Genomic DNA, 24,510 nt, shown 5'->3' with positions numbered 1-24,510 from the left:
AGCGCGTGACGGTCAACATGACCAAGGGTCAGAAGATCAGCCTGCAGAAGACGGACGGGGGGACCCTCACGTCGGTGCGCATGGGGCTCGGCTGGCAGGCGGCCCCGCGTCGTGGCCTGTTCGGCTCCCGCACCCGGGAGATCGACCTCGACGCCTCCGCCGTGCTCTTTGCCGACAAGCAGCCCGTGGACGTGGTGTTCTTCCGGCACCTCGTCAGCGACGACGGCTCGGTCCGGCACACCGGCGACAACCTGGTCGGCGGCGCCGGCCAGGGCGGCGACGACGAGTCCATCCTGGTCGACCTGGCGCGGGTGCCCGTGCACGTCGACCAGATCATCTTCACGGTCAACTCCTTCACCGGACAGACCTTCCAAGAGGTGCAGAACGCCTTCTGCCGGCTGGTCGACGAGACCAACGGGCAGGAACTGGCCCGCTACACCCTCACCGGGGGCGGCGCCTACACCGCGCAGATCATGGCGAAGGTGCAGCGCAACGGCGCGGCCTGGTCGATGACCGCCATCGGCACCCCGGCCAACGGCCGCACCTTCCAGGACCTCATCCCGGCGATCCTGCCGGCGCTCTAGACAGGCAGGCCAGGCACAGGGGGGCGCGGGCATGACCGCCGAACTGGTCCACGGACAGAACCATCCGCTCCCCGGCACCCGGGTCGAGATCCGGGTGTCGGCGGGTACGGCGGTGGTGCCCGGCGCCACCCTGGGCGACGGGCAAGGCAGGGTGAGCGGCCCCGACGCGGTCGCCCTGCCCGGCTCCGGCGGCCTGCCGGGCATCGGGATGTCGCCCGGCCCGGCCGCCGAGCACCGCCTCGCCGTCGACCTGGACGCGGTCCCGGCGGCCGTCGAGCGGGTGCACATCCTGCTCGCGCTGCCCGCCACCCCCGGCGCGCCCACCCGGTTCGGGGCCTGCGCCGCGCCCCATCTCGCGCTTGTCGCCCCCGGCGGCGCCGAGATCGCGAGCTTCACCGTCACCGGGCTCCGCAGCGAGTCCGCCATTGTCGCCCTGGAGCTGTACCGCCGCCAGGGCGCCTGGAAGATGCGCGCGCTCGGCCAGGGTTATGGGGGCGGGCTCGCCGAACTCCTGCGCGACCAGGGACTCACCGCGGCCGACGCCGGCCGGCTGGCCGCCGCCCTGAGCGCACCGCCGGCCGGGACGGTGCAGAACGCACCGTCCGTGCCGTCGCAGCCCCGGGACCGCGTCCCGCCCCGGGACCGGCCCCTGCCGGACGACGCCGCGGCCCGCCGCGCCGCGACGAACGCTGCGCCTCCTCCCTCCGGCAGCACGTCGCCCCCGGGCCCCCCGGCACCCGTCGCGGGCGACGCCGCCGGCTGGACGATGGAGGAGCGCCTGTACAACCAGGTCTGGGGCATGTTCGAGGACCTGTCCCGCGCCATCGCCGCCTACCGCAGCGCCGTCGACTTCGCCGAGTCCCGGCTCGACCAGGAGCTCGACGCCGTCCTCGCCGATCCGCGCACCCGGGTCGGCCCCGCCGCCGAGGCCGCCCGCGACCAGGCCAGGGCCCGCCAGGCCGAGCTCGTCGACCGGGCGCGCGCCGTCCTGGACGGGGACCTGGCACAGCTGGCCGCCGAGCGCGACGTGGTGGAACCCGCCCTGCCGCCGTCCTTCGCGGGCTGGGAGAGCCCGGTGTGGCACGGCTGGACGGCGCCCACCGAGCCGCCCATCGCGGTCCGGCTCGGCGACCTCCATCTGCCCGAGCGACCCGAGCTGCGCATCCCCATGCTGGTGCGGCTCCCCCTGGAGCGGGGGCTGTGGGTCGACAGCGCGCAGGACCGCCGCGGAGCCGTGGACGTGGCCGTCGCCCTCGCCGCGCGGCTGCTCGCCTCCCATCCGGTGGGGGAGTTCGCCGTCCACGTGGTGGACCCGGCCGGATCGGCCACCGGAGCGCTGGCCCCCTTCACCGACTCCGGCGCGCTGCGTGAACCGCCCGCCACGGGAGCCGCGGGGGTGGCCGCGCTGGTCGCCGGGCTGACGCAGCGCGTCGACCTGGTGCAGATGGCACTCGACGCGGGCGGCCCGGTGCAGCTGCCGCCCGGTTTCGACCCGGCACGGCAGCTCCTGGTCGTCAACGACTTCCCGTACGGCTTCGACGACCGGACCATCACGCAGCTGCGGTACCTGGCCGACGAGGGGCCCCAGGTCGGCGTCCACCTGCTGCTCGTCGCCGACCGCGAGGACGCCCGGGAGTACGGCCCCGTGCTGGACCCCCTGTGGCGCGCACTGCTGCGGCTGACCCCGTCGCCCGACGACCACCTGGCCGACCCGTGGGTCGGCCACGCCTGGACGTACGAACCCCTGCTGGCCCCGCCCGGCAGCCAGGTCGTGCCGCGGGTCCTGCGCCAGGTCGCGGCGGCACGCAGGACCTACGACCGGGGCCGCCGCTGAGCGGCCGGCCGGCCACCGGCCGACGGGGTCACCCTTCGGCCGATGGCACCTGCGTCGATCCCACCTGATTGACCATCACTTTACCGTCTTTACCTTTCCTTGGGATTTCATGTACTGTTCTTTACGCGGAGGGGAGTACTCCTGACGCGGTGCACCCGTCAGCACGGGAAAGAACAGCCCCGGGGCACCGGCCCGAGCGCGAGGCGTCCGGGTGGAGGAGACCTCCGGCAGCGATCACGCTGACAATTGCCAGCCCATCTGCCGGAGGCATCGCATGGATGTGTCCTTGAACCTCTGGGTGCTGACCATCGCCGGTCTCGGTGCCCTCATCGCCATCGACTTCTTCATCGGGCGCAAGCCCCATGACGTGTCGATCAAGGAGGCGGGGATCTGGACCGTCGTCTGGATCACCCTGGCCGCTCTCTTCGGCCTCGGCCTCCTGATGTTCGCCGGAGGCCAGCCCGCGGGCGAGTTCTTCGCCGGCTTCATCACCGAGAAGTCGCTCAGCGTCGACAACCTCTTCGTCTTCGTCCTGATCATGGCGAAGTTCTCGGTGCCCACCCAGTACCAGCAGCGCGTCCTGCTGATCGGCGTACTGATCGCGCTGGTGCTCCGCGCCGGCTTCATCGCCGCCGGCGCGGCGATCATCGCCAACTTCGCCTGGATCTTCTACCTCTTCGGCGCGTTCCTCATCTGGACCGCCTGGAAGCTGATCCAGGAGGCCCGCGCCGACGAGCAGGACGAGGAGTTCGAGGAGAACCGGCTGCTCAAGGCCGCCGAGCGGCGCTTCGGTGTCGCCGACCGGTACCACGGCACCAAGCTGTTCATCCAGAAGAACGGCAAGCGGATCATGACCCCGATGCTCGTGGTCATGCTGGCGATCGGCACCACCGACGTCCTGTTCGCGCTGGACTCCATCCCCGCGATCTTCGGCCTCACCCAGGACCCGTACATCGTCTTCACCGCGAACGCCTTCGCGCTCATGGGCCTGCGGCAGCTGTACTTCCTCATCGGCGGCCTGCTGCGGAAGCTGGTGCACCTGTCCTACGGGCTGTCGGTGATCCTCGGCTTCATCGGCGTCAAGCTGGTGCTGCACGCGCTGCACGAGTCGGGTGTCCACGTGCCCGAGATCAGCATCCCGTTCTCCCTCGGCTTCATCGTCCTGGTCCTCGCGGTCACCACGGTGACCAGCCTGAGGACGTCCAGGAAGCAGGCGGCGCTGGAGGAGCGCGGCCGCAGCGAGAGCGACGAAGAGCGGCACGTCGACGCCTGACCCGTCCCCGGGGCTCCGGCACCGGGAGGTCTCAGCTCGCGCGGGGTCCGTGGCCGACGGCCACGGACCCCGTCGCCGTCCCTGTGCCCGCGGCCTCTTCCGTCTCCTTGCCCGCGCGGCGCGGGTCCGGAAGCGCCGCGAAGCAGGCCGTGCTGAGCAGCGCGACCACCGCGACGTAGACCGCCACCGCCCAGGGCGCGCCACCGCCCTCCCCCGACAGCCGGGTCGCCGCGACCGGGGTGAGGGCGCCGCCCAGGATGCCGCCGAGGTTGTAACCCAGCGAGGCGCCGGTGCAGCGCATCCGCGGCGGGTACAGCTCGGGCAGGTACGCCCCCAGCACAGCGAAGACCGCGATGAAGGCCAGCAGTTGCGCGGCGGATCCCAGGACGAGCGCCGCCGGCGAGCCGGTGCCCAGCAGCCACGCGTACGGGAAGACCACCACTCCCATCGCGGCCGTGCCGGCGAGTGCCAGGGGGCGTCGCCCGTAGCGGTCCCCGAGCAGCCCCACCCAGGGCGTCGCCGCGCCCTTGACCACGACGGCCGCCAGGACGCAGCCGAGCACCATGGTGCGGTCCATGCCGAGCCGCTCGGTGGCGTACGAGAGCGACCAGGTGGTCACGGTGTAGAAGACGGCGTAGCCGCAGGCCATCGCGCCCGCCGTGAGCAGTAGCAGCCGCCAGTGGCCGCGCAGCAGCTCCACCAGCGGCACCCGGGACAGCTCGCCCCGCTCCGCGGCCCGTGCGAACTGCGGGGTCTCCGGCAGCGCCGCCCGCAGCGCGAGCCCGGCCAGCGCCAAAGCCCCCGCCGCCCAGAACGGCACGCGCCATCCCCAGGAGCGGAACGCGGCGTCGCTCAGCCCCGCCGACAGCGCCAGCACGATCCCGTTCGCCAGCACGAAGCCCACCGCCGGGCCGGTCTGCGGCAGGCTCGCCCACAGTCCCCGCCGCCGCGCCGGCGCGTGCTCCGCGGCCAGCAGCACCGCCCCGCCCCATTCGCCGCCGAGCCCGAGCCCCTGCAGGAAGCGCAGCACCACCAGGACCACGGGCGCGGCCGCGCCGATCGCGTCATAGCTGGGCACCAGGCCCACGGCGGTCGTCGCCGCCCCGGTCAGCAGCAGGGAGCCCATCAGCACCGGGCGCCGCCCGAGGCGGTCGCCGATGTGCCCGAACAGCACCGAGCCCAGCGGCCGCGCGACGAAGCCCACCGCAAAGGTGCCGAACGCGGCGAGCGTCCCGGCGACGGGGGAGAAGGCGGGGAAGAACAGCGGGCCCAGCACGAGGGCGGCCGCGGTGCCGTAGGCGAAGAAGTCGTAGAACTCGATCGCGGTCCCGGCCGCCGAGGCCGCGGCGATCCGGGTCATGGAGACATCAGTGCGCACGCCGGTCCAACGACGCGGGTGCGCGGGGGTGGTGCCGCCGATACGGTGGCGCCACCCCCGCGGCCGGCGGTCACCAGCCGCGTTCGCGCCATTCGGTCAGGTGCGGACGCTCGTCGCCGAGCGTGGTGTCCCGGCCGTGGCCGGGGTAGACCCAGGTCTCGTCGGGGAGGGTGTCGAAGAGCTTGGCCTTGACGCCCTCGAAGAGGCTCGTGAAGTGGTCGGGGTTGTCGTGCGTGTTGCCGACGCCGCCCGGGAACAGGCAGTCGCCGGTGAAGACGTGCGGGTGCCCGTGCGGGTCGTCGTAGATCAGGACGATGCTGCCGGGGGTGTGGCCCACCAGGTGGCGGGCGGTGAGCGTGACCTGGCCGACGCTGATCGTGTCGCCGTCCTCGACGGGGACGTCGGTGCGGACCGGGATGCCCTCGGCGTCGTGCCGGCCGGCATAGGTGCGGGCGCCGGTGGCGTCCACCACAGCCTGCAGGGCCTGCCAGTGGTCGCCGTGCCGGTGCGTGGTGACGACGGACCCGAGCCCGTCGCTGCCGGCCACCTCGATCAGCGTGTGCGCGTCGTTGGCCGCGTCGATGAGCAACTGCTCGTCCGTGGCGCGGCAGCGCAGCACGTACGCGTTGTTGTCCATCGGGCCGACCGCGACCTTGGTGATGATGAGGTCCTTGAGTTCGTGCACGTCGGGCGCGCCGCCCACCCTGACCTCGCCGCTGTACGTCATGGGGCTCAGCCTAGTGGCGGCAGCACCGGCAGGGGGACGTCCGGCTGAACGCTCAGGTCCTCGCCGCCGGAACGGCCGGTGACCCAGGCCAGCAGGGCGTGCCGGGCTCCGCTGACCGTCAGGTCGGGCTCCAGCGCGGCGCCGATCACCCACTTCTCGCCGCTGTCGGTGTCGTGCAGGCGTACGGCGGCGACGCCCTCGCGGCCGGACAGGTCGTCGATGACGGCGGCGAGCTCACGGACCGAGAAGGGCACGGGGAAGTGCTCGCAGGTGTAGCCGATGCCGAGATCGACGTGGTGGAAGTAGATCTCCATCAGGCGCGCGTAGGGGATCTCGGCGGCGGCGATGACGTGGCCCGAGCGCATGACCACCTGGGACGCCCAGCACTGCGGCGGGGTCTCCTCGATCGCGGTCGCCAGCCGGGCGGTGGAGATGCGCAGGTCGTCCAGTTGCTCGGCGAGCGGGCGCCCGGCACCGGCCTCGATGTCGCGGTCGCGGCTCTCACCGCTGGCGTACTGGGCGACCTCCTCGCCGGTGCGCGCCCAGATGAGCAGGTTGACCAGCGAGTCGGCGTTGCGGGACAGGTGGGTCAGGACGTGGCCGCGGGTCCAGCCGGCGAGGCGGGACGGCTCGGCGAGGCTCGTGGGCGGGAGCACGGACACGGCATCGATCAGCCGTTCGGTGGCTTGGCGCAGCTCGGCCGCATCGTGCTCGGGGTCGGGTCGTTGGACAGACACGGGACCTCCTGGTCGCACACAGGTGCAGGATGGGTGCACGTGATCCCCATCGTGCAGAAGACGCTAGCGCGGGACACTCGATCGGGTGAAGGTGCCGCACCAGCTGCGTAAATCGAATGTGCGTGCTATAGGCTCGATCTCGTCGCAACCGGAAGAAATCCTGTCGGCGCCCCGTTTACGCTGTCTGGGGGGCGTTGCTGCTTGCTCCTTGTCTGTTCTATGAAAGGTACGCACTGGCGTGGCCGATCGACTTACCGTCCGTGGCGCTCGCGAGCACAACCTGAAGAACGTCTCGCTCGACCTCCCACGGGACTCGCTCATCGTCTTCACCGGCCTGTCCGGCTCGGGGAAGTCGTCCCTGGCGTTCGACACGATCTTCGCCGAGGGGCAGCGCCGCTACGTGGAGTCGCTCTCCTCCTACGCCCGGCAATTCCTGGGACAGATGGACAAGCCGGACGTCGACTTCATCGAAGGCCTGTCGCCGGCCGTCTCGATCGACCAGAAGTCGACCTCCCGCAACCCTCGCTCGACCGTCGGCACCATCACCGAGGTCTACGACTACCTGCGTCTGCTCTTCGCCCGCATCGGCAAGCCGCACTGCCCCGAGTGCGGCCGCCCGATCTCGCGGCAGTCGCCGCAGGCGATCGTCGACCGGGTGCTGGAGCTGGAGGAGGGCTCCCGGTTCCAGGTGCTCTCCCCGCTCGTCCGCGAGCGCAAGGGCGAGTTCGCCGACCTTTTCGCGGACCTGCAGACCAAGGGCTACAGCCGGGCCCGGGTCGACGGCGCGACGGTCCAGCTGACCGAGCCGCCGAAGCTGAAGAAGCAGGAGAAGCACACCATCGAGGTGGTCGTGGACCGCCTCACCGTCAAGGAGAGCGCCAAGCGCCGGCTGACCGACTCGGTCGAGACCGCGCTGGGCCTGTCCGGCGGCATGGTCATCCTGGACTTCGTCGACCTGCCCGAGGACGACCCGCAGCGCGAGCGGATGTTCTCCGAGCACCTCTACTGCCCGTACGACGACCTGTCCTTCGAGGAGATGGAGCCGCGCTCCTTCTCCTTCAACTCGCCCTTCGGCGCCTGCCCGGACTGCACGGGCATCGGCACCCGCATGGAGGTCGACCCCGAGCTGGTCGTCCCCGACGAGGACAAGTCCCTCGACGAGGGCGCCATCGCGCCCTGGTCGCTCGGCCACACCCGGGACTACTTCCAGCGCCTGGTCGGCGCGCTCGCCGACGAGCTCGGCTTCCGCACCGACATCCCCTGGGCCGGGCTGCCCCAGCGGGCGAAGAAGGCCCTGCTCAACGGCCACCGGACGCAGATCGAGGTGCGCTACCGCAACCGCTACGGACGGGAGCGCTCCTACACCACCGCCTTCGAAGGGGCGATCCCCTTCGTGCGGCGGCGGCACTCGGAGTCCGAGAGCGACTCCAGCCGTGAGCGCTTCGAGGGCTACATGCGCGAGGTGCCCTGCCCGACCTGTCAGGGCACCCGGCTCAAGCCGATCGTGCTGGCCGTCACGGTCCAGGACAAGTCCATCGCCGACGTCTCCGCGATGTCGATCAGCGACTGCGCGGAGTTCCTGCGCGGGATGAAGCTGAGCGCACGCGAGAAGACCATCGCCGAGCGAGTACTCAAGGAGGTCAACGAGCGGCTGCGCTTCCTGGTCGACGTCGGCCTGGACTACCTCTCGCTCAACCGCGCCGCGGGGACCCTGTCCGGCGGCGAGGCCCAGCGCATCCGGCTGGCCACGCAGATCGGCTCCGGCCTGGTCGGCGTGCTCTATGTGCTCGACGAGCCGTCCATCGGCCTGCACCAGCGGGACAACCACCGGCTCATCGAGACCCTGGTGCGGCTGCGTGACCTCGGCAACACCCTGATCGTGGTCGAGCACGACGAGGACACCATCAAGGCCTCCGACTGGGTGGTCGACATCGGCCCCGGCGCCGGTGAGCACGGCGGCAAGGTGGTGCACAGCGGTTCTTTGGAGGAGTTGCTGCGCAACGAGGAGTCGCTGACCGGTCAGTACCTGGCCGGCAAGCGTCAGATCCCGATCCCGCCGATGCGGCGTCCGCTCGAGGGAGGCCGGCAGCTGACGGTGCGCGGCGCCAAGGAGAACAACCTGCGGGACATCGACGTGTCCTTCCCGCTGGGCGTCTTCACCGCGGTCACCGGTGTCTCCGGTTCCGGCAAGTCCAGCCTCGTCAACGACATCCTCTACACCCACCTGGCGCGTGAACTGAACGGCGCCCGGGGCGTCCCGGGCCGGCACACCCGGGTCGACGGGGACGACCTCGTCGACAAGGTGGTCCACGTCGACCAGTCGCCGATCGGGCGCACGCCACGCTCCAACCCGGCGACGTACACCGGTGTCTTCGACCACGTCCGCCGGCTCTTCGCGGAGACCATGGAGGCGAAGGTGCGCGGCTATCTGCCGGGCCGCTTCTCCTTCAACGTCAAGGGCGGCCGCTGCGAGAACTGCTCCGGCGACGGCACGATCAAGATCGAGATGAACTTCCTCCCGGACGTCTACGTCCCGTGCGAGGTCTGCCACGGTGCCCGGTACAACCGGGAGACCCTGGAGGTCCACTACAAGGGCAAGTCCATCGCCGAGGTCCTGGACATGCCGATCTCCGAGGGGCTGGACTTCTTCGAGGCGGTGCCGACCATCGCGCGGCACCTGCGCACCCTCACCGAGGTCGGACTGGGGTACGTGCGCCTCGGCCAGTCGGCCACCACGCTCTCCGGCGGCGAGGCGCAGCGCGTCAAGCTCGCCTCGGAGCTGCAGAAGCGGTCCACCGGCCGCACGGTCTACGTCCTGGACGAGCCGACCACGGGTCTGCACTTCGAGGACATCAGCAAGCTGATCAAGGTGCTGTCCGGGCTGGTGGAGAAGGGCAACACCGTGATCGTCATCGAGCACAACCTCGATGTGATCAAGACCGCTGACTGGGTCATCGACATGGGCCCGGAGGGCGGCAGCGGCGGCGGACTGGTGATCGCCGAAGGCACGCCCGAGCAGGTGGCGGCGGTGGGAGCGAGCCACACCGGCAAGTTCCTGCGGGACATCCTCGGCTCCGAGCGGATCTCCGACGCCCCGCCCGTGCCGGCCGCCCGCAAGCGGACCAGCACCCGGAAGAAGGCAGCGGCCAAGGCCTGACAGTCCGCGCAGAGCTTCGGCACGTAAGGTCGGGTCCAAGGTCGACTTTTCCTCACGTGCCGAAGCGGAGCTCTGCAAATGGCTGACACCACCGGATTCCCTCCCTGCCGCCGGGCCGTCCTGAAGGGCGCGGCCGTTGCCGGGGTCGCGGGGCTGGGCCTCACCGCGTGCGGCGCGGGCTCCGAGGACGGCGCCGACTCCACCGGGCCGACCAGCCCCGTGGAACTCGGCGCGGCCTCCGAGGTGCCCGTCGGCGGCGCCAAGCTGTACGCCGACGCGAAGGTTGTCGTAGCCCAGCCCACCAAGGGCGTCTACAAGGCCTACAGCGCCGTGTGCACCCACCAGGGCTGCGTGTGCGACAAGCTGACCGGTACGACCCTCTCCTGCCCGTGCCACGGCAGCGGTTTCAACGCCGCCACCGGCGCCGTCGAGCACGGCCCCGCATCCCGGCCCCTGCCGTCCGTCGGTATTCAGGTCGAGGCGGGCAAGCTGGTGGCGGGTCCGTCCGCCTGAGGCCACGGGAATGTCATCGCCAGTCAGTAGGGTGGGGGCATGGCCGACCCCTCCAGCTACCGCCCCCAGCCGGGACAGATCCCGGAATCCCCAGGGGTGTACAAGTTCCGGGACCAGCACGGCCGGGTGATCTACGTCGGGAAGGCGAAGAGCCTGCGCCAGCGGCTCTCCTCCTACTTCCAGGACATCGCGAACCTGCACCAGCGCACCCGCACGATGGTCACCACCGCCGCCTCCGTGGAATGGACGGTGGTGACCACCGAGGTCGAGGCGCTGCAGCTGGAGTACTCCTGGATCAAGGAGTTCGACCCCCGCTTCAACGTCAAGTACCGGGACGACAAGAGCTATCCGTCGCTCGCGGTGACCATGAACGAGGAATTCCCCCGCGTCCAGGTCATGCGCGGTCCCAAGCGCAAGGGTGTGCGCTACTTCGGCCCGTACGCGCACGCCTGGGCGATCCGCGAGACCGTGGACCTGCTGCTGCGGGTCTTCCCCGTGCGCACCTGCTCCTCCGGGGTGTTCAAGCGCTCCGCCCAGATCGGCCGCCCCTGCCTGCTCGGTTACATCGGCAAGTGCTCCGCGCCCTGCGTCGGCCGGGTCACCCCCGAGGAGCACCGCGAACTCGCCGAGGAGTTCTGCGACTTCATGGCCGGTCGCACCGGCACGTATCTGCGCCGCCTGGAGCAGCAGATGAAGGACGCGGCCGTCGCGATGGAGTACGAGAAGGCCGCCCGGCTGCGGGACGACATAGAGGCCCTCCGACGCGCCATGGAGAAGAACGCGGTCGTCCTGGCGGACGCGACCGACGCCGATCTGATCGCCGTCGCCGAGGACGAGCTGGAGGCCGCGGTCCAGATCTTCCACGTCCGCGACGGCCGGGTCCGCGGCCAGCGCGGCTGGGTCACCGACCGGGTCGAGGAGATCGGCACCCCCGAGCTCGTCGAGCACGCCCTGCAGCAGCTGTACGGCGAGGAGCGGGGCGACTCGGTGCCCAAGGAGGTACTGGTCCCCGCGCTCCCCGAGCCGTACGAGCCGGTCCAGCAGTGGCTCAGCGAGCGCCGCGGTTCCCAGGTCAGCCTGCGCATTCCGCAGCGCGGCGACAAGAAGGACCTGATGGCCACGGTGCAGCGCAACGCCCTGCAGGCGCTCGCGCTGCACAAGACCCGGCGCGCCTCGGACCTGACCACACGCTCCCGCGCCCTGGAGGAGATCGCCGAGGCGCTCGGCCTGGACACGGCGCCGCTGCGCATCGAGTGCTTCGACATCTCCCACCTCCAGGGGGACGACGTCGTCGCCTCGATGGTGGTCTTCGAGGACGGCCTGGCCCGCAAGAGCGAGTACCGGCGCTTCCAGATCAAGAGCTTCGCCGGGCAGGACGACGTCCGCTCCATGCACGAGGTGGTCTCCCGGCGCTTCCGCCGCTACCTGCTGGAGAAGCAGCGGACCGGCGAGTGGGTCGACGGGAACGGCGACGGCGCCGACGGCGCCGGCGCGGAGGACGGCGCCCCGGAGGTCGCGGGCGGCCCCATCGACCCGGAGACCGGCAGGCCGCGCAAGTTCGCCTACCCGCCGCAGCTGGTCGTCGTCGACGGCGGGGCGCCGCAGGTCGCGGCGGCCCGGCGGGCCCTGGAGGAACTGGGCGTGGAGGAGGTCGCCGTCTGCGGTCTCGCCAAGCGCCTGGAGGAGGTCTGGCTGCCCGGCGAGGACGACCCGGTCATCCTGCCGCGCACCAGCGAGGGCCTGTACCTGCTGCAGCGGGTCCGCGACGAGGCGCACCGCTTCGCCATCGCCTACCAGCGCAGCAAGCGGTCCAAGTCGATGAAGGCCGGTGCCCTGGACTCCGTCCCGGGCCTGGGCGAGAGCCGGCGGCAGGCGCTGCTGAAGCACTTCGGCTCGCTCAAGCGGCTGCGCGCGGCGACCGTCGAGCAGATCTGCGAGGTGCCCGGTGTGGGCCGGCGCACCGCGGAGGCCGTGCTCGTGGCCCTGGCCGGGGCCACCCCGGCCGGGCCGGCCGTGAACACGGCCACAGGAGAGATCATTGAGGAAGAAGCGGGGACGGCCGGTCCGGTGACCGTCTCCACGGAACGGGGGAAGGGATCATGAACGAGAACGACGGAGGCGGATCACAGGTGACGACGGGCGGAGCGGGAGAAGCCGCGGAGGCGATCCCCGAACTCGTGATCATCTCGGGCATGTCCGGCGCCGGCCGCAGCCACGCCGCCAAGTGCCTGGAGGACCTCGGCTGGTTCGTCGTGGACAACCTGCCGCCGGCCCTCATTCCCACCATGGTGGACCTCGGCGCCCGCTCCCAGGGCAACGTGGCCCGGATCGCCGTCGTCGTGGACGTCCGCGGCCGGCGCTTCTTCGACAACCTGCGCGACTCCCTGGCGGACCTGGACGCCAAGGGCGTCAAGCGCCGGGTGCTCTTCCTGGAGGCGTCCGACGACACGCTGGTGCGCCGCTTCGAGTCCGTCCGCCGTCCCCACCCGCTGCAGGGCGACGGCCGGATCGTGGACGGCATCGCCAAGGAGCGCGAGCTGCTGAGCGAGCTGCGCGGCGACGCGGACCTGGTGATCGACACCTCCAGCCTCAACGTCCACGAACTGCGGGCCAAGATGGACGCCCAGTTCGCCGGGGAGGAGGAGCCGGAGCTGCGGGCCACGGTGATGTCCTTCGGCTTCAAGTACGGGCTGCCCGTCGACGCCGACCTGGTCGCCGACTGCCGCTTCCTGCCCAACCCGCACTGGGTCCCGGAGCTGCGTCCCTTCACCGGGCTCAACGACGAGGTCGCCACCTACGTCTTCAACCAGCCCGGCGCCAAGGAGTTCCTGGACCGGTACGCGGAGTTGCTGCACATCGTCAACGCGGGCTACCGGCGCGAGGGCAAGCGTTACGTGACAATCGCCGTCGGCTGCACCGGCGGCAAGCACCGGAGCGTGGCCATGTCGGAGCGGCTCGCCGCCCGGCTGTCCGCCGACGGAGTGGAGACGGTGGTCGTCCACCGGGACATGGGGCGCGAGTGAGGAAGACGACTCGGCGCTTGCGCCGGTCGGCACAACGCAGCGGCGCGGCGCCGAAGGTCGTGGCGCTCGGTGGAGGTCACGGACTGGCCGCCACGCTGTCGGCGCTGCGCCGGATCACCCAGGACCTGACCGCGGTCGTCACCGTCGCCGACGACGGCGGCTCCAGCGGCCGCCTCCGGCAGGAGATGGGCGTGCTGCCCCCCGGCGACCTGCGCAAGGCGCTCGCGGCGCTGTGCGGGGACGACGACTGGGGGCGGACCTGGTCGAAGGTCGTCCAGCACCGCTTCGTCAGCCACGGCGACCTGCACGGCCACGCGGTGGGCAACCTGCTGATCGTGGCGTTGTGGGAGCAGCTCGGCGACCCGGTCGCCGCCCTGGAGTGGGTGGGCCGGCTGCTCGGCGCGCACGGCCGGGTGCTGCCGATGTCCGGCGTGCCGCTGGAGCTCACGGCGACCGTGCGCGGGCACGACCCGGAGAAGCCGGACGACATCTCCACCGTGCACGGGCAGGCGACCGTCGCGCTCACCCCCGGTGAGGTGATGGAGGTCCAGCTGGTGCCGAACGACCCGCCGGCCGTTCCGGAGGCCGTGCAGTCCGTGCTGGACGCCGACTGGGTGGTGTTGGGACCCGGGTCCTGGTTCTCCTCGGTGATACCCCACCTCCTGGTGCCGGATCTGGTGTCCGCGCTGATGGAGACCCGTGCCCGGAAGGTGCTCGCGCTGAACCTCGCCCCGCAACCGGGAGAGACCGAGGGCTTTTCTCCGCAGCGTCACTTGGAGGTTTTGGCCCGACACGCCCCTAAACTCACCATCGACGTGGTGCTGGCTGACGACGCCGCCGTACCCGACCGCGGAAGCCTGATAGAAGCAGCCGAGCGGTTGTCAGGAACGGTGGAGCTGGCCCGGGTCGCCGCGCCCGACGGGCCGCGGCACGACCCGGAGTTGCTGGCCGCCGCGTTCGACCGGATTTTTCGTATGCATGGAAGGATCGGCCCATGGCGATGACGCCAGCGGTGAAGGACGAGATCTCCCGGCTCCCCGTCACCCGGACCTGCTGCCGCAAGGCCGAGGTCTCGGCGATCCTCAGGTTCGCGGGGGGACTGCACCTGGTCAGCGGTCGCATCGTGATCGAGGCGGAGCTGGACACCGGGATCGCTGCCCGCAGGCTGCGCAAGGACATCCTGGAGATCTTCGGGCACTCCTCCGACCTCGTCGTCATGGCGCCCGGCGGGCTGCGCCGCGGCAGCCGGTTCGTCGTGCGGGTGGTCGCCGGAGGCGACCAGCTGGCCCGTCAGACCGGGCTCGTGGACGGCCGGGGCCGCCCCATCCGCGGACTGCCGCCGCAGGTGGTCTCCGGTGCGACGTGCGACGCCGAAGCGGCCTGGCGAGGGGCCTTCCTGGCCCACGGGTCGCTCACCGAGCCGGGCCGTTCCTCCTCCCTGGAGGTCACCTGCCCCGGCCCGGAGGCGGCACTCGCGCTGGTCGGCGCCGCGCGCCGGCTGCAGATCGGGGCGAAGGCCCGCGAGGTGCGCAACGTCGATCGCGTGGTCGTCCGTGACGGTGATGCCATCGGCGCGCTGTTGACGCGCCTGGGCGCCCACGAGTCCGTGCTCGCCTGGGAGGAGCGCCGCATGCGGCGCGAGGTGCGCGCCACGGCCAACCGCCTCGCCAACTTCGACGACGCGAACCTGCGCCGCTCCGCCCGCGCGGCGGTCGCCGCGGGCGCCCGCGTCCAGCGCGCCCTGGAGATCCTCGGCGAGGAGGTGCCCGAGCACCTCGCGGCGGCCGGCCGGCTGCGCATGGACCACAAGCAGGCGTCGCTGGAGGAGCTCGGCTCGCTGGCGGAGCCGCCGCTCACCAAGGACGCGGTCGCGGGCCGCATCCGGCGGCTGCTGGCGATGGCCGACAAGCGCGCGTCGGACATCGGCATCCCCGGTACGGAGTCCAACCTGACCGAGGAAATGGTCGGCTGAGACCGGCCGAGAAGGCGGCGTCGGCCACGCCGGGCCCGGTTACCCGTCCGTAGGGCGGGCACCGGCGGTGCCGATGTCACCGCTGGGTTCCCGCCGGGGTAGGGTCGTCCTTGGTCGGGGACATCCCATACGTCGCAGCCGGAGCGAAATGGCATCCGGCACATCAGCGAGGAGATCGGTTCGTGACGATCCGCGTAGGCATCAACGGCTTTGGTCGCATCGGTCGTAACTTCTTCCGTGCCGCCCTGGAGCAGGGTGCGGACATCGAGATCGTGGCTGTCAACGACCTGGGCGACACCGCCACCACGGCACACCTGCTCAAGTACGACACGATCCTGGGCCGCCTCAAGGCCGAGGTCACCCACACCACCGACTCCATCACGGTGGACGGCCACACCATCAAGGTGCTGTCGGAGCGCAACCCCTCCGACATCCCGTGGGGCGAGCTGGGCGTCGACATCGTGATCGAGTCCACCGGCATCTTCACCAAGGCCGCGGACGCCAAGAAGCACATCGAGGGTGGTGCCAAGAAGGTCATCATCTCGGCGCCGGCGTCCGACGAGGACATCACGATCGTGATGGGCGTCAACAACGACAAGTACGACGCCGCGCAGCACCACATCATCTCCAACGCCTCCTGCACCACCAACTGCGTGGCGCCGATGGCGAAGGTCCTGGACGAGAACTTCGGCATCGTCAAGGGCATGATGACCACGGTGCACGCGTACACGAACGACCAGCGCATCCTTGACTTCCCGCACAAGGACCTGCGTCGCGCCCGTGCCGCCGCCGAGAACATCATCCCGACCTCGACCGGTGCCGCGAAGGCCACCGCCCTGGTCCTCCCGCAGCTCAAGGGCAAGCTGGACGGCATCGCCATGCGCGTCCCGGTCCCGACCGGCTCCGTGACCGACCTGGTCATCGAGCTCGAGCGCGAGGTCACCAAGGACGAGGTCAACGCCGCCTTCCAGAAGGCCGCCGAGGGCCAGCTCAAGGGCATCCTGGAGTACACCGAGGACCCGATCGTGTCCTCGGACATCGTCAACTGGCCGGCCTCCTGCACCTTCGACTCCTCCCTGACGATGGCTCAGGGCAAGCAGGTCAAGGTCATCGGCTGGTACGACAACGAGTGGGGCTACTCCAACCGCCTCGTCGACCTGACCGTGTTCGTCGGCGGCCAGCTCTGACAACGGCTCCCCAGCCCGCCATGCCATGAGGACAGGGTCCGGACGACGCGGTGTCGTCGTCCGGGCCCTGTCCCATGACCTTTCCACGACTGCCCCATGACGCGAGCGCCGTGCCGCCACGCCGGCAGGGCCGAGGCAGGAGAGTCCTCACCATGAAGACGATCGACGAACTCATCGACGAGGGGGTCGGCGGCAGGCGCGTTTTCGTCCGCGCCGACCTCAATGTGCCGCTGTTCGGCGACACGATCACCGACGACGGCCGCATCCGCGCCGTCGTCCCGACCATCACCAAGCTGGTCGCGGCCGGCGCCAAGGTGATCGTCGCCTCCCACCTGGGCCGCCCCAAGGGCGCGCCCGACCCGCAGTTCTCGCTGGCGCCGGTCGCCCGCCGGCTCGGTGAACTCCTCGGCACGCCGGTCGCGTTCGCGACCGACACCGTGGGGGAGGACGCCAGGGCCGTGGTCGGCGCCCTCGCCGACGGCGGCGTCGCGCTGCTGGAGAACCTGCGCTTCAACCCGGGCGAGACCAGCAAGGACGACGCCGAGCGCGGTGCCTTCGCCGACCGGCTGGCCGAGCTCGCGGAGCTCTACGTCGGCGACGGCTTCGGCGCCGTGCACCGCAAGCACGCCTCCGTCTACGACCTGCCGGCCCGGCTGCCGCACGCCGCGGGCCTGCTGATCGCCACCGAGGTCGGCGTGCTGAAGAAGCTCACCGAGGACGTGGCCCGTCCGTACGCGGTGGTGCTCGGCGGCGCCAAGGTCTCCGACAAGCTCGGCGTGATCGACCACCTGCTGGACCGCGCCGACCGCATCCTGATCGGCGGGGGCATGCTCTTCACCTTCCTCAAGGCCCAGGGCCACGAGGTCGGCAAGAGCCTGGTGCAGGACGACCAGCTCGGGGTCGTCGCGGAGTACCTGGAGCGGGCGAAGGCCAAGGGCGTGGAGTTCGTGCTGCCCGTGGACGTCGTCGGCGCCCCGTCCTTCCCGGACCTGAAGAACCCGGTCGCCGGCAACCCCGTGACCGTCGCCGTCGACGCCTTCCCCGGCGACCTGATGGGCCTGGACATCGGCCCGGAGACCCGCAAGCTCTTCGCCTCGAAGCTCGCCGACACGGCCACCGTCTTCTGGAACGGGCCCATGGGCGTCTTCGAGCACCCCGACTACGCCGAGGGCACCCGCGCGGTCGCCCAGGCGCTCCTCGACAGCCCGGCGTTCACCGTCGTCGGCGGCGGCGACTCCGCCGCGGCCGTGCGCATCCTGGGCTTCGACGAGAACGCTTTCGGCCACATCTCGACCGGTGGCGGCGCGAGCCTCGAGTACCTCGAGGGCAAGACGCTCCCCGGCCTCGCCGCACTGGAGGACTGACCGATGACCCCGCGCACGCCGATCATGGCGGGCAACTGGAAGATGAACCTCAACCACCTCGAGGCTCTCGCCCACGTCCAGAAGCTCGCGTTCGCGCTCAACGAGAAGGACTTCGACGCCGTCGAGGTCGTCGTCCTGCCGCCGTTCACCGACCTCAGGGGCGTGCAGACGCTGATCGAGGCGGACAAGCTGAAGATCAAGTACGGTGCGCAGGACCTGTCCGCGCACGAGTCCGGTGCGTACACCGGTGAGGTCTCCGGCGCGATGATCGCCAAGCTGAAGTGCTCGTACGTGGTCATCGGCCACTCCGAGCGCCGCCAGTACCACGGCGAGAACGAGGAGATCGTCAACGCCAAGGTCAAGGCCGCGCTCCGGCACGACCTGACCCCCATCGTCTGTGTCGGCGAGGGCCTGGACGTCCGCAAGGCAGGCAACCAGGTGGCCTTCACCCTCGCCCAGCTCGACGGCGCCCTGAAGGACATCCCGGCCGAGCAGGCGAAGACCCTGGTCATCGCGTACGAGCCGGTCTGGGCCATCGGCACCGGCGAGGTCGCCACCCCCGAGGACGCCCAGGAGGTCTGCGGGGCGATCCGCGGCCGGCTGGCCGAGCTGTACGACCAGGAGCTGGCCGACGCGGTCCGCATCCAGTACGGCGGCTCCGTGAAGAGCGGCAACGTCGCGGCGATCATGGCGCAGCCCGACGTGGACGGCGCCCTGGTGGGCGGCGCGGCGCTCGACGCGGAGGAGTTCGTCAAGATCGTCCGCTTCCGCGACCAGTAACGCGATCACGCGTTCACACGGGCAGTAGGCTGTCGGGCCCTGCCCGAAGTACTCTGTCGGGGGCCGGAGGCTGCATGCCAGCCGACCGGCCCCCGCCTCGTCCTAGGTCACCGAGAGAGTTGGTCCAGCTGTGGTCATCGGGTTCTCCATCGCCCTCATCATCTTCAGCCTGCTGCTGTTGCTGCTCGTGCTGATGCACAAGGGCAAGGGCGGCGGCCTGTCCGACATGTTCGGCGGCGGCATGCAGTCGTCCGTCGGCGGTTCCTCGGTGGCCGAGCGCAACCTCGACCGGATCACTGTTGTGATCGGTCTGCTGTGGTTTGCGTGCATTGTCACTCTCGGTCTTCTGCTCAAGTTCCAGAAGTGACCGACTCCCGCGTATCCGGGGAGAACTGACGCCTTGTCGCCGACGCGACTTATCATGGAAGCGCGTCTTGGGATACGGTGCCCTCTCCCCGCCGCCGCGGGGTGAACCGGTCTCCGTAAACTGGGCGACCTCGCAGCACGATCACGCAGGGAGTTACGACCGTGGCAAGTGGCAACGCGATCCGTGGCAGTCGGGTCGGGGCGGGGCCGATGGGAGAGGCCGAGCGGGGCGAGTCCGCGCCGCGTCTGCGCATCTCCTTCTGGTGCTCCAACGGGCACGAGACGCAGCCGAGTTTCGCGAGCGACGCGCAGATCCCGGACACCTGGGACTGCCCGCGCTGCGGCTTCCCGGCCGGGCAGGACGAAGAGAACCCGCCGGCCCCTCCGCGCACCGAGCCGTACAAGACGCACCTCGCGTACGTGCGGGAGCGCCGCAGCGCGGCCGACGGCGAGGCGATCCTCGCCGAGGCGCTCGCCAAGCTCCGGGGCGAGATCTGAGCGGTTCCCGCCGCACGTCCGGCAGGACATTCACCACGGGCCCGGCCCGCGAGCAGGAGATCCTCCTTTCGCGGTCCGGGCCGTCGCGTTCGGTCGACACTGGGTAACGGGAACGTATACTCGCGGTTGTGGATCTGGTGATCGGCATCGATGCGGGCGGAACGCGGACCCGGGCGTATCTCGCCGACGCGGCTCCCGAGGGGCAGGTTCTCGGCGAGGGCGAGGGCGGACCCGGCAACGCGATGAGCGTCGAACGGGTGGCGCTCACGCAGCACCTCGCGGACGCGCTCAGGAGCGCGGTCCCGGAGGACCGCCGGGGTGAGGTCACGGCCGTCGTCGGCGGCTTCGCCGGCGCCGCCCTGGACACCGGACCCGAGGTCGGACGGCGGCTCGCTGCCTCCTGCCTGCGGGCCGCGCTGGACAGTACGGGTATCGGCGCCCTGGATGTGACCGTCCGCGGCGACATCGAGGTCGCCTTCGCCTCCGCCCCCGGCGTTCCCGCCGACGGCATGGCGCTGGTCGCCGGCACCGGCGCGGTCGCCGCCCGGATCGAGAAGCGCCGCCAGACCCTGCTGGCGGACGGCAACGGCTGGCTCATCGGCGACGAGGGCAGCGGGTTCTGGCTCGGCCGCGAGGTGATGCGCGCCGCGGTGCGCGCCCTGGACGGCCGGGGCCCCTGGACGACCCTGGTGGAGGCCGTCCTGTCCCACTACCTGGACTCCCCGGGCGGCCCGTACCTGGCCCAGGAGCGCCCCAGCGACAACGAGTGCCATGTACTGCGCAACCGCCTGGTGCCCTACGTCTACGCAGAACCGCCGGTCCGTCTGGCCCGGCTGAGCCCGCTGGCCGTGGCCGCCGACCGCGACGGCGACGAGGTGGCCGGCAACCTGCTGGACGACGCCGCCGACGAACTCGCGGCGACCGTGGCCGCCCTCGACCCGCAGGCGGGCGAGCCGCTGGTCGTCACCGGCGGCCTGCTGGGCCCCTCGGGGCCGCTGCTGGGGCGTGTGTCGGCCCGCGCGGAGGAGATGGACCTGCACGTCCTGCCGGTGCAGGACGGCGGCGCGGGCGCTCTGGCGCTGGCCCGTATGCAGGTGCAGGGGGATTGACGTGGACTAGACCTCTCGTCCATCGTGGCCGTGGACATCTGGATCACCGGACTCAGGGGGAACCGGCCATGGCCGACGACGTGACGACGAGTGCTGCCCGGTTCGCCGAGGAGGCCCGTGCCGCCATCGACCGGGTGGTCGAGGCGAACCAGGACTCGGTGGCGGCGGCGGCCCGCCTGATCGCCGACTGCGTGGCCGCGGACGGGGTGCTCCAGGCCTTCGGCACCGGGCACTCGCAGGCCACCGCGCTGGAGATCGCGGGCCGCGCCGGGGGACTGATCCCCACCAACCGCATCGCCCTCAACGATCTCGTCCTGCGCGGCGGCGACGACCGCTCGGTGCTCACCGACCCCCTGCTGGAGCGCTCCCCGGGCCTGGCCAAGCGGTTGTACGAGCTGACCGCGCCGCGGCCGGGCGACCTGTTCGTGATCATCTCCAACTCCGGGGTCAACAACTCGATCGTCGACATGGCCCTGCACGTCAAGGCCGAGGGCCACCCCCTGATCGCGCTGACCTCCCTGGAACACACCCGTGCCGTGCCTGCGCTGCACCCCAGCGGCAAGCGGCTGGCCGACCTCGCCGACGCGGTCCTCGACAACGGCGCCCCCTTCGGCGACGCGCTGCTGCCGCTGCCCGGCGGCGGGGCGCTGGGCGGGGTCTCCACCATCACCTCCGCGATGCTCGTCCAGATGACCGTGGCCGAGGCCGTCGGCCTGCTCACGGCCGAGGGGTTCGAGGCGCCGGTGTACGTCTCGGCGAACGTGCCGGGCGGTTTCGAGCGCAATCTCGTCCTGGAGGAGCACTACGGCGAGCGACTGCACCGCGCCGGCGCCTGATCCCGTCCGGCCTCCCCGGCCTCCCCGGCCTCCCCGGCGTCCCGGCGTCTCCAGCCCACTTGACCTGCGCGGACGGTGCGTTGTCAGTGGGTCCGGCTACGGTCTGTGACAGCTGACCGAAGACCGGCGGGGGGATCCATGAGTGGCGTGACCGTGCGCGCGGGGGAGCGTGCGCCCGCCTGGCGGGGCGGATTCGGACGGCTGTGGACGGCCGCGGCGGTCTCCCGCTTCGGCGACGGGCTGCGGGGCGCGGCCCTGCCGCTGCTCGCGGTGGGGCTCACCGACTCGCCGCTGCTGGTCTCCCTCGTCACCGCCGCCGGATTCCTGCCCTGGCTGCTCTTCGGTTTGCTGGGCGGCGCCGTCGCCGACCGCGTGGACCAGCGGCGGGCCATGTGGGCGGTGGACGCGGTGCGCGGGGTGCTGGTGGCGGCCTTCGCGGTGGCCGTGTGGCTCGGCGCGGCGGGCATCGGGCTGCTGCTCGTGCTGGCCTTCGCCCTGACCACGCTGCAGACGCTCTTCGACAACGCCGCGACCGCGCTGCTGCCCTCGGTCGTCCCCGGTGAGGCCCTGGGGCGTGCCAACGCCCGTCTGATGACCGGCCAGACCATGGCGGGCACCTTCCTCGGGGCACCGCTGGTGCCCGTCCTGCTGGGCCTGGCAGCCGCCGCGCCGTTCGCCGTGGACGCCGTGACCTACGCCGTCGCGGCGGCGCTGGTGGCCTCGCTGCGACGGCCCGCGTCGGTGCGGCCGCCGCGGGCCGCGGGGCGCACACTGCGGCAGGACATCGCCGAGGGGATACGCGTCCTGCGGCGGGACCGGGTCCTGCGGGCGCTGTGCGTGGCGAACACCATCGCCAACACCGGGGTCGGCGCGGTCATCGCCACCCTCGTGCTCCAGGTGACCGGCACATTGCATGCCGGGCACGCCGGCTATGTCGCCGTCCTGGTCGCGTACGGCGTGGGCAGCGTGGCCGGGGGAGCGCTCGCCGGGCGGTGGTCCGCGTTGTTCGGCGGGCGCGGCCGGGCGCTGATACCGGGGCTCGCCGTCCAGGCAGGGTGCCTGGTCCTGATCGGCACGACGCGTTCGCTCGCGGTCGCCGTCACCGTCATGGCGGTGTTCGGTGCCTTGGGCATGGTCTGGAACGTCAACGAGACCACACTGCTCCAGCGGCGCACCCCCGACGCCCTGCTGGGCCGGGTCAGCGCCGCCACACGCACCCTGGCCGTGGCCGGGGCGCCACTGGGCGCGCTGATGGGCGGTGTTGCCGCGGGGGCCTGGGGTCTGGGCACCCCGCCGCTGCTCGCCGCCGCGCTGTTCGGGTGCGCGTCGGCCACGTTGACACCCGTCGTCACCACGCCAGACACCGGGGGTGAATCTCCTGCGGGCGCGGGATCAACTAGTTTGGACCTGCAGCACGGAGGACGAGGAGAAGTGGACTGATGTCCGGAACCAACACGCAGGGCCGTACCCGTCTCGAGCAGCGGCCGGAGTGGCAGGCGCTCGCCAGGCACCGTGAGGAGATGGGCTCCGCCCACCTGCGGGAGCTGTTCGCCGCCGACCCCGACCGCGCCGAGCGCTACACCCTCCAGGTGGGCGACCTCCATCTGGACTACTCCAAGAACCTGGTCACCGACGAGACGCTGACCCTGCTGCGCGAACTGGCCGCCGCCTGCGGCGTAACCGAGCTGCGGGACGCGATGTTCCGCGGCGAGCGCATCAACGTCACCGAGAACCGCGCGGTGCTCCACACGGCGCTGCGCGCCCCGAAGTCGTCCGTGGTCGAGGTCGACGGCGAGAACGTCATCCCGGCGGTCCACCAGGTGCTGGCGAAGATGGCGGACTTCGCGGGCGCCGTGCGCTCCGGCAAGTGGGTCGGGTCGACCGGACGCCGCATCAAGAACGTCGTGAACATCGGCATCGGCGGCTCCGACCTCGGCCCCGCCATGGCCTACGAGGCCCTGCGGGCCTACAGCGACCGCTCGCTGACCTTCCGTTTCGTCTCCAACGTGGACGGCTCGGACCTGCACGAGGCCGTGCGCGACCTGGACCCGGCGGAGACGCTGTTCATCGTCGCGTCCAAGACGTTCACCACCATCGAGACCATCACCAACGCCACCTCCGCGCGCGAGTGGCTGCTGGACGGCCTCGGCAAGTCGGGCACCCAGGCCGACGCCGAGGACTCGCCGGTCCGCTTCCACTTCGTGGCGCTGTCCACCAACGCGGACGAGGTCTCCAAGTTCGGCATCGACACGGCCAACATGTTCGAGTTCTGGGACTGGGTCGGCGGCCGCTACTCGTACGACTCCGCCATCGGCCTGTCGCTGATGATCGCCATCGGCCCGGACCACTTCCGCGAGATGCTGGCCGGCTTCCACCTGGTCGACGAGCACTTCCGCACCGCCCCGCCGGAGCGGAACGTCCCGATGCTGCTGGGCCTGCTCGGCGTCTGGTACGGCCAGTTCTTCGACGCCCAGTCGCACGCGGTGCTGCCCTACAGCCACTACCTGTCGAAGTTCCCCGCCTACCTGCAGCAGCTCGACATGGAGTCCAACGGCAAGTCCGTGGACCGGGACGGGAACCCCGTCACCTGGCAGACCGGGCCGGTGGTCTGGGGCACGCCCGGCACCAACGGCCAGCACGCCTACTACCAGCTGCTGCACCAGGGCACTAAGTTCATCCCCGCGGACTTCATCGGCTTCGCCCGGCCGCTGGGCGAGCTGGAACCGCGACTGGCGGCCCAGCACGACCTGCTGATGGCGAACTTCTTCGCCCAGACGCAGGCGCTGGGCTTCGGCAAGACCAGTGACGAGGTCCGCGCCGAGGGCGTGGCCGAGGAGCAGGTGCCGCACCGCACGTTCCGCGGCAACCACCCGACCACCACGATCCTGGCGACCGAGCTGACCCCCTCGGTGCTCGGCCAGCTCGTGGCGCTGTACGAGCAGAAGGTCTTCGTCCAGGGCGCGGTCTGGAACATCGACTCCTTCGACCAGTGGGGTGTCGAGCTCGGCAAGGTCCTGGCCAAGCGCGTGGAGCCCGCCCTGACCGAGGGCGCGGACGTCGCGGGCCTGGACGCCTCCACCAAGGGCCTGGTCGCCGACTACCGCTCGCTGCGCGGCCGCTGAGACACCGACAGCACCGGGACACCAAGAACGCCGGGCGGGCCCCTCAGGGA

21 protein-coding genes are annotated in these 24,510 nt (G+C 71.3%); 18 read left to right on the top strand and 3 right to left on the bottom strand.

Features of this window, described 5'->3' with window-relative positions:
- Positions 1-5: 5 nt before the first annotated feature.
- The 3 genes from ACFYXS_RS23200 to ACFYXS_RS23190 all read left to right on the top strand — a co-directional run bounded on the left by ACFYXS_RS23200 (position 6) and on the right by ACFYXS_RS23190 (position 3,691).
- Positions 6-584 carry a TerD family protein gene (locus tag ACFYXS_RS23200; RefSeq protein ID WP_319661168.1) on the top strand — a complete coding sequence of 193 codons (579 nt, stop codon included), beginning with the start codon at positions 6-8 and terminating at the stop codon, positions 582-584.
- A gap of 31 nt (positions 585-615) precedes the next feature.
- Positions 616-2,418, top strand: a complete 1,803-nt coding sequence (locus ACFYXS_RS23195; RefSeq protein ID WP_389251129.1) for a TerD family protein — start codon at positions 616-618, stop codon at positions 2,416-2,418.
- Between the two features lie 274 nt (positions 2,419-2,692).
- Positions 2,693-3,691, top strand: a complete 999-nt coding sequence (locus ACFYXS_RS23190) for a TerC family protein (RefSeq protein ID WP_389251127.1) — start codon at positions 2,693-2,695, stop codon at positions 3,689-3,691.
- A gap of 31 nt (positions 3,692-3,722) precedes the next feature.
- Here ACFYXS_RS23190 and ACFYXS_RS23185 read toward each other — a convergent pair whose 3' ends face one another.
- From ACFYXS_RS23185 to ACFYXS_RS23175, 3 genes are all read right to left on the bottom strand, one after another.
- The gene (locus ACFYXS_RS23185) at positions 3,723-5,051 is read right to left on the bottom strand and encodes an MFS transporter (RefSeq protein ID WP_389251670.1); all 1,329 of its coding nucleotides are present in this window, start codon (positions 5,049-5,051) and stop codon (positions 3,723-3,725) included.
- A gap of 88 nt (positions 5,052-5,139) precedes the next feature.
- Positions 5,140-5,796 carry an MBL fold metallo-hydrolase gene (locus ACFYXS_RS23180; protein ID WP_389251125.1) on the bottom strand — a complete coding sequence of 219 codons (657 nt, stop codon included), beginning with the start codon at positions 5,794-5,796 and terminating at the stop codon, positions 5,140-5,142.
- Positions 5,797-5,801: 5 nt separating this feature from the next.
- A complete protein-coding gene (locus ACFYXS_RS23175) occupies positions 5,802-6,533 on the bottom strand; it encodes a maleylpyruvate isomerase family mycothiol-dependent enzyme (protein ID WP_389251123.1) in 732 nt (243 codons plus the stop codon).
- 238 nt (positions 6,534-6,771) lie between these two features.
- On the opposite strand from ACFYXS_RS23175, the gene uvrA reads away from it, so the two are divergent.
- From uvrA to pgi, 15 genes are all read left to right on the top strand, one after another.
- The gene (gene uvrA, locus ACFYXS_RS23170) at positions 6,772-9,690 is read left to right on the top strand and encodes an excinuclease ABC subunit UvrA (protein ID WP_389251121.1); all 2,919 of its coding nucleotides are present in this window, start codon (positions 6,772-6,774) and stop codon (positions 9,688-9,690) included.
- A gap of 78 nt (positions 9,691-9,768) precedes the next feature.
- The gene (locus ACFYXS_RS23165) at positions 9,769-10,203 is read left to right on the top strand and encodes a Rieske 2Fe-2S domain-containing protein (protein WP_389251117.1); all 435 of its coding nucleotides are present in this window, start codon (positions 9,769-9,771) and stop codon (positions 10,201-10,203) included.
- A gap of 39 nt (positions 10,204-10,242) precedes the next feature.
- Positions 10,243-12,306, top strand: coding sequence for an excinuclease ABC subunit UvrC (gene uvrC / locus ACFYXS_RS23160; RefSeq protein WP_389251115.1), 2,064 nt, complete (start codon positions 10,243-10,245; stop codon positions 12,304-12,306).
- Positions 12,303-13,226 carry an RNase adapter RapZ gene (gene rapZ / locus ACFYXS_RS23155; RefSeq protein WP_389251113.1) on the top strand — a complete coding sequence of 308 codons (924 nt, stop codon included), beginning with the start codon at positions 12,303-12,305 and terminating at the stop codon, positions 13,224-13,226. The genes uvrC and rapZ overlap by 4 nt, the downstream gene beginning before the upstream one ends.
- Entirely contained in the window at positions 13,223-14,230 is a 1,008-nt protein-coding gene (gene yvcK / locus ACFYXS_RS23150) for a uridine diphosphate-N-acetylglucosamine-binding protein YvcK (protein WP_389251111.1), read from the top strand. The genes rapZ and yvcK overlap by 4 nt, the downstream gene beginning before the upstream one ends.
- Entirely contained in the window at positions 14,221-15,198 is a 978-nt protein-coding gene (gene whiA, locus ACFYXS_RS23145) for a DNA-binding protein WhiA (protein WP_319661180.1), read from the top strand. The genes yvcK and whiA overlap by 10 nt, the downstream gene beginning before the upstream one ends.
- 182 nt (positions 15,199-15,380) lie before the next feature.
- Positions 15,381-16,385, top strand: a complete 1,005-nt coding sequence (gap, locus tag ACFYXS_RS23140) for a type I glyceraldehyde-3-phosphate dehydrogenase (protein WP_389251108.1) — start codon at positions 15,381-15,383, stop codon at positions 16,383-16,385.
- A gap of 152 nt (positions 16,386-16,537) precedes the next feature.
- A complete protein-coding gene (locus ACFYXS_RS23135; RefSeq protein WP_389251106.1) occupies positions 16,538-17,749 on the top strand; it encodes a phosphoglycerate kinase in 1,212 nt (403 codons plus the stop codon).
- A 3-nt stretch (positions 17,750-17,752) separates the two neighbouring features.
- Positions 17,753-18,529: a triose-phosphate isomerase gene (gene tpiA, locus ACFYXS_RS23130; RefSeq protein ID WP_389251104.1), complete on the top strand. Its 777-nt coding sequence runs from the start codon at positions 17,753-17,755 to the stop codon at positions 18,527-18,529.
- 130 nt (positions 18,530-18,659) lie between these two features.
- Positions 18,660-18,896 carry a preprotein translocase subunit SecG gene (secG, locus tag ACFYXS_RS23125; protein WP_326576958.1) on the top strand — a complete coding sequence of 79 codons (237 nt, stop codon included), beginning with the start codon at positions 18,660-18,662 and terminating at the stop codon, positions 18,894-18,896.
- Positions 18,897-19,057: 161 nt separating this feature from the next.
- Positions 19,058-19,393: an RNA polymerase-binding protein RbpA gene (locus ACFYXS_RS23120; protein WP_078862516.1), complete on the top strand. Its 336-nt coding sequence runs from the start codon at positions 19,058-19,060 to the stop codon at positions 19,391-19,393.
- 128 nt (positions 19,394-19,521) lie between these two features.
- A complete protein-coding gene (locus ACFYXS_RS23115; protein ID WP_389251101.1) occupies positions 19,522-20,502 on the top strand; it encodes an N-acetylglucosamine kinase in 981 nt (326 codons plus the stop codon).
- Between the two features lie 68 nt (positions 20,503-20,570).
- On the top strand, positions 20,571-21,338 hold the full coding sequence (locus ACFYXS_RS23110) for a sugar isomerase domain-containing protein (protein WP_389251099.1): 768 nt from the start codon (positions 20,571-20,573) through the stop codon (positions 21,336-21,338).
- 138 nt (positions 21,339-21,476) lie between these two features.
- Positions 21,477-22,778 (top strand): MFS transporter, encoded by a 1,302-nt coding sequence (locus tag ACFYXS_RS23105; RefSeq protein ID WP_389251097.1) that lies wholly within the window; start codon positions 21,477-21,479, stop codon positions 22,776-22,778.
- A complete protein-coding gene (gene pgi / locus ACFYXS_RS23100) occupies positions 22,778-24,460 on the top strand; it encodes a glucose-6-phosphate isomerase (protein ID WP_389251095.1) in 1,683 nt (560 codons plus the stop codon). Before ACFYXS_RS23105 ends, pgi begins: the two co-directional genes overlap by 1 nt.
- Positions 24,461-24,510 lie beyond the last annotated feature (50 nt).

Source organism: Streptomyces sp. NPDC002574, from assembly GCF_042889545.1.
Lineage (GTDB): Bacteria > Actinomycetota > Actinomycetes > Streptomycetales > Streptomycetaceae > Actinacidiphila.
This window is presented reverse-complemented; position numbering and strand designations above follow the sequence as displayed.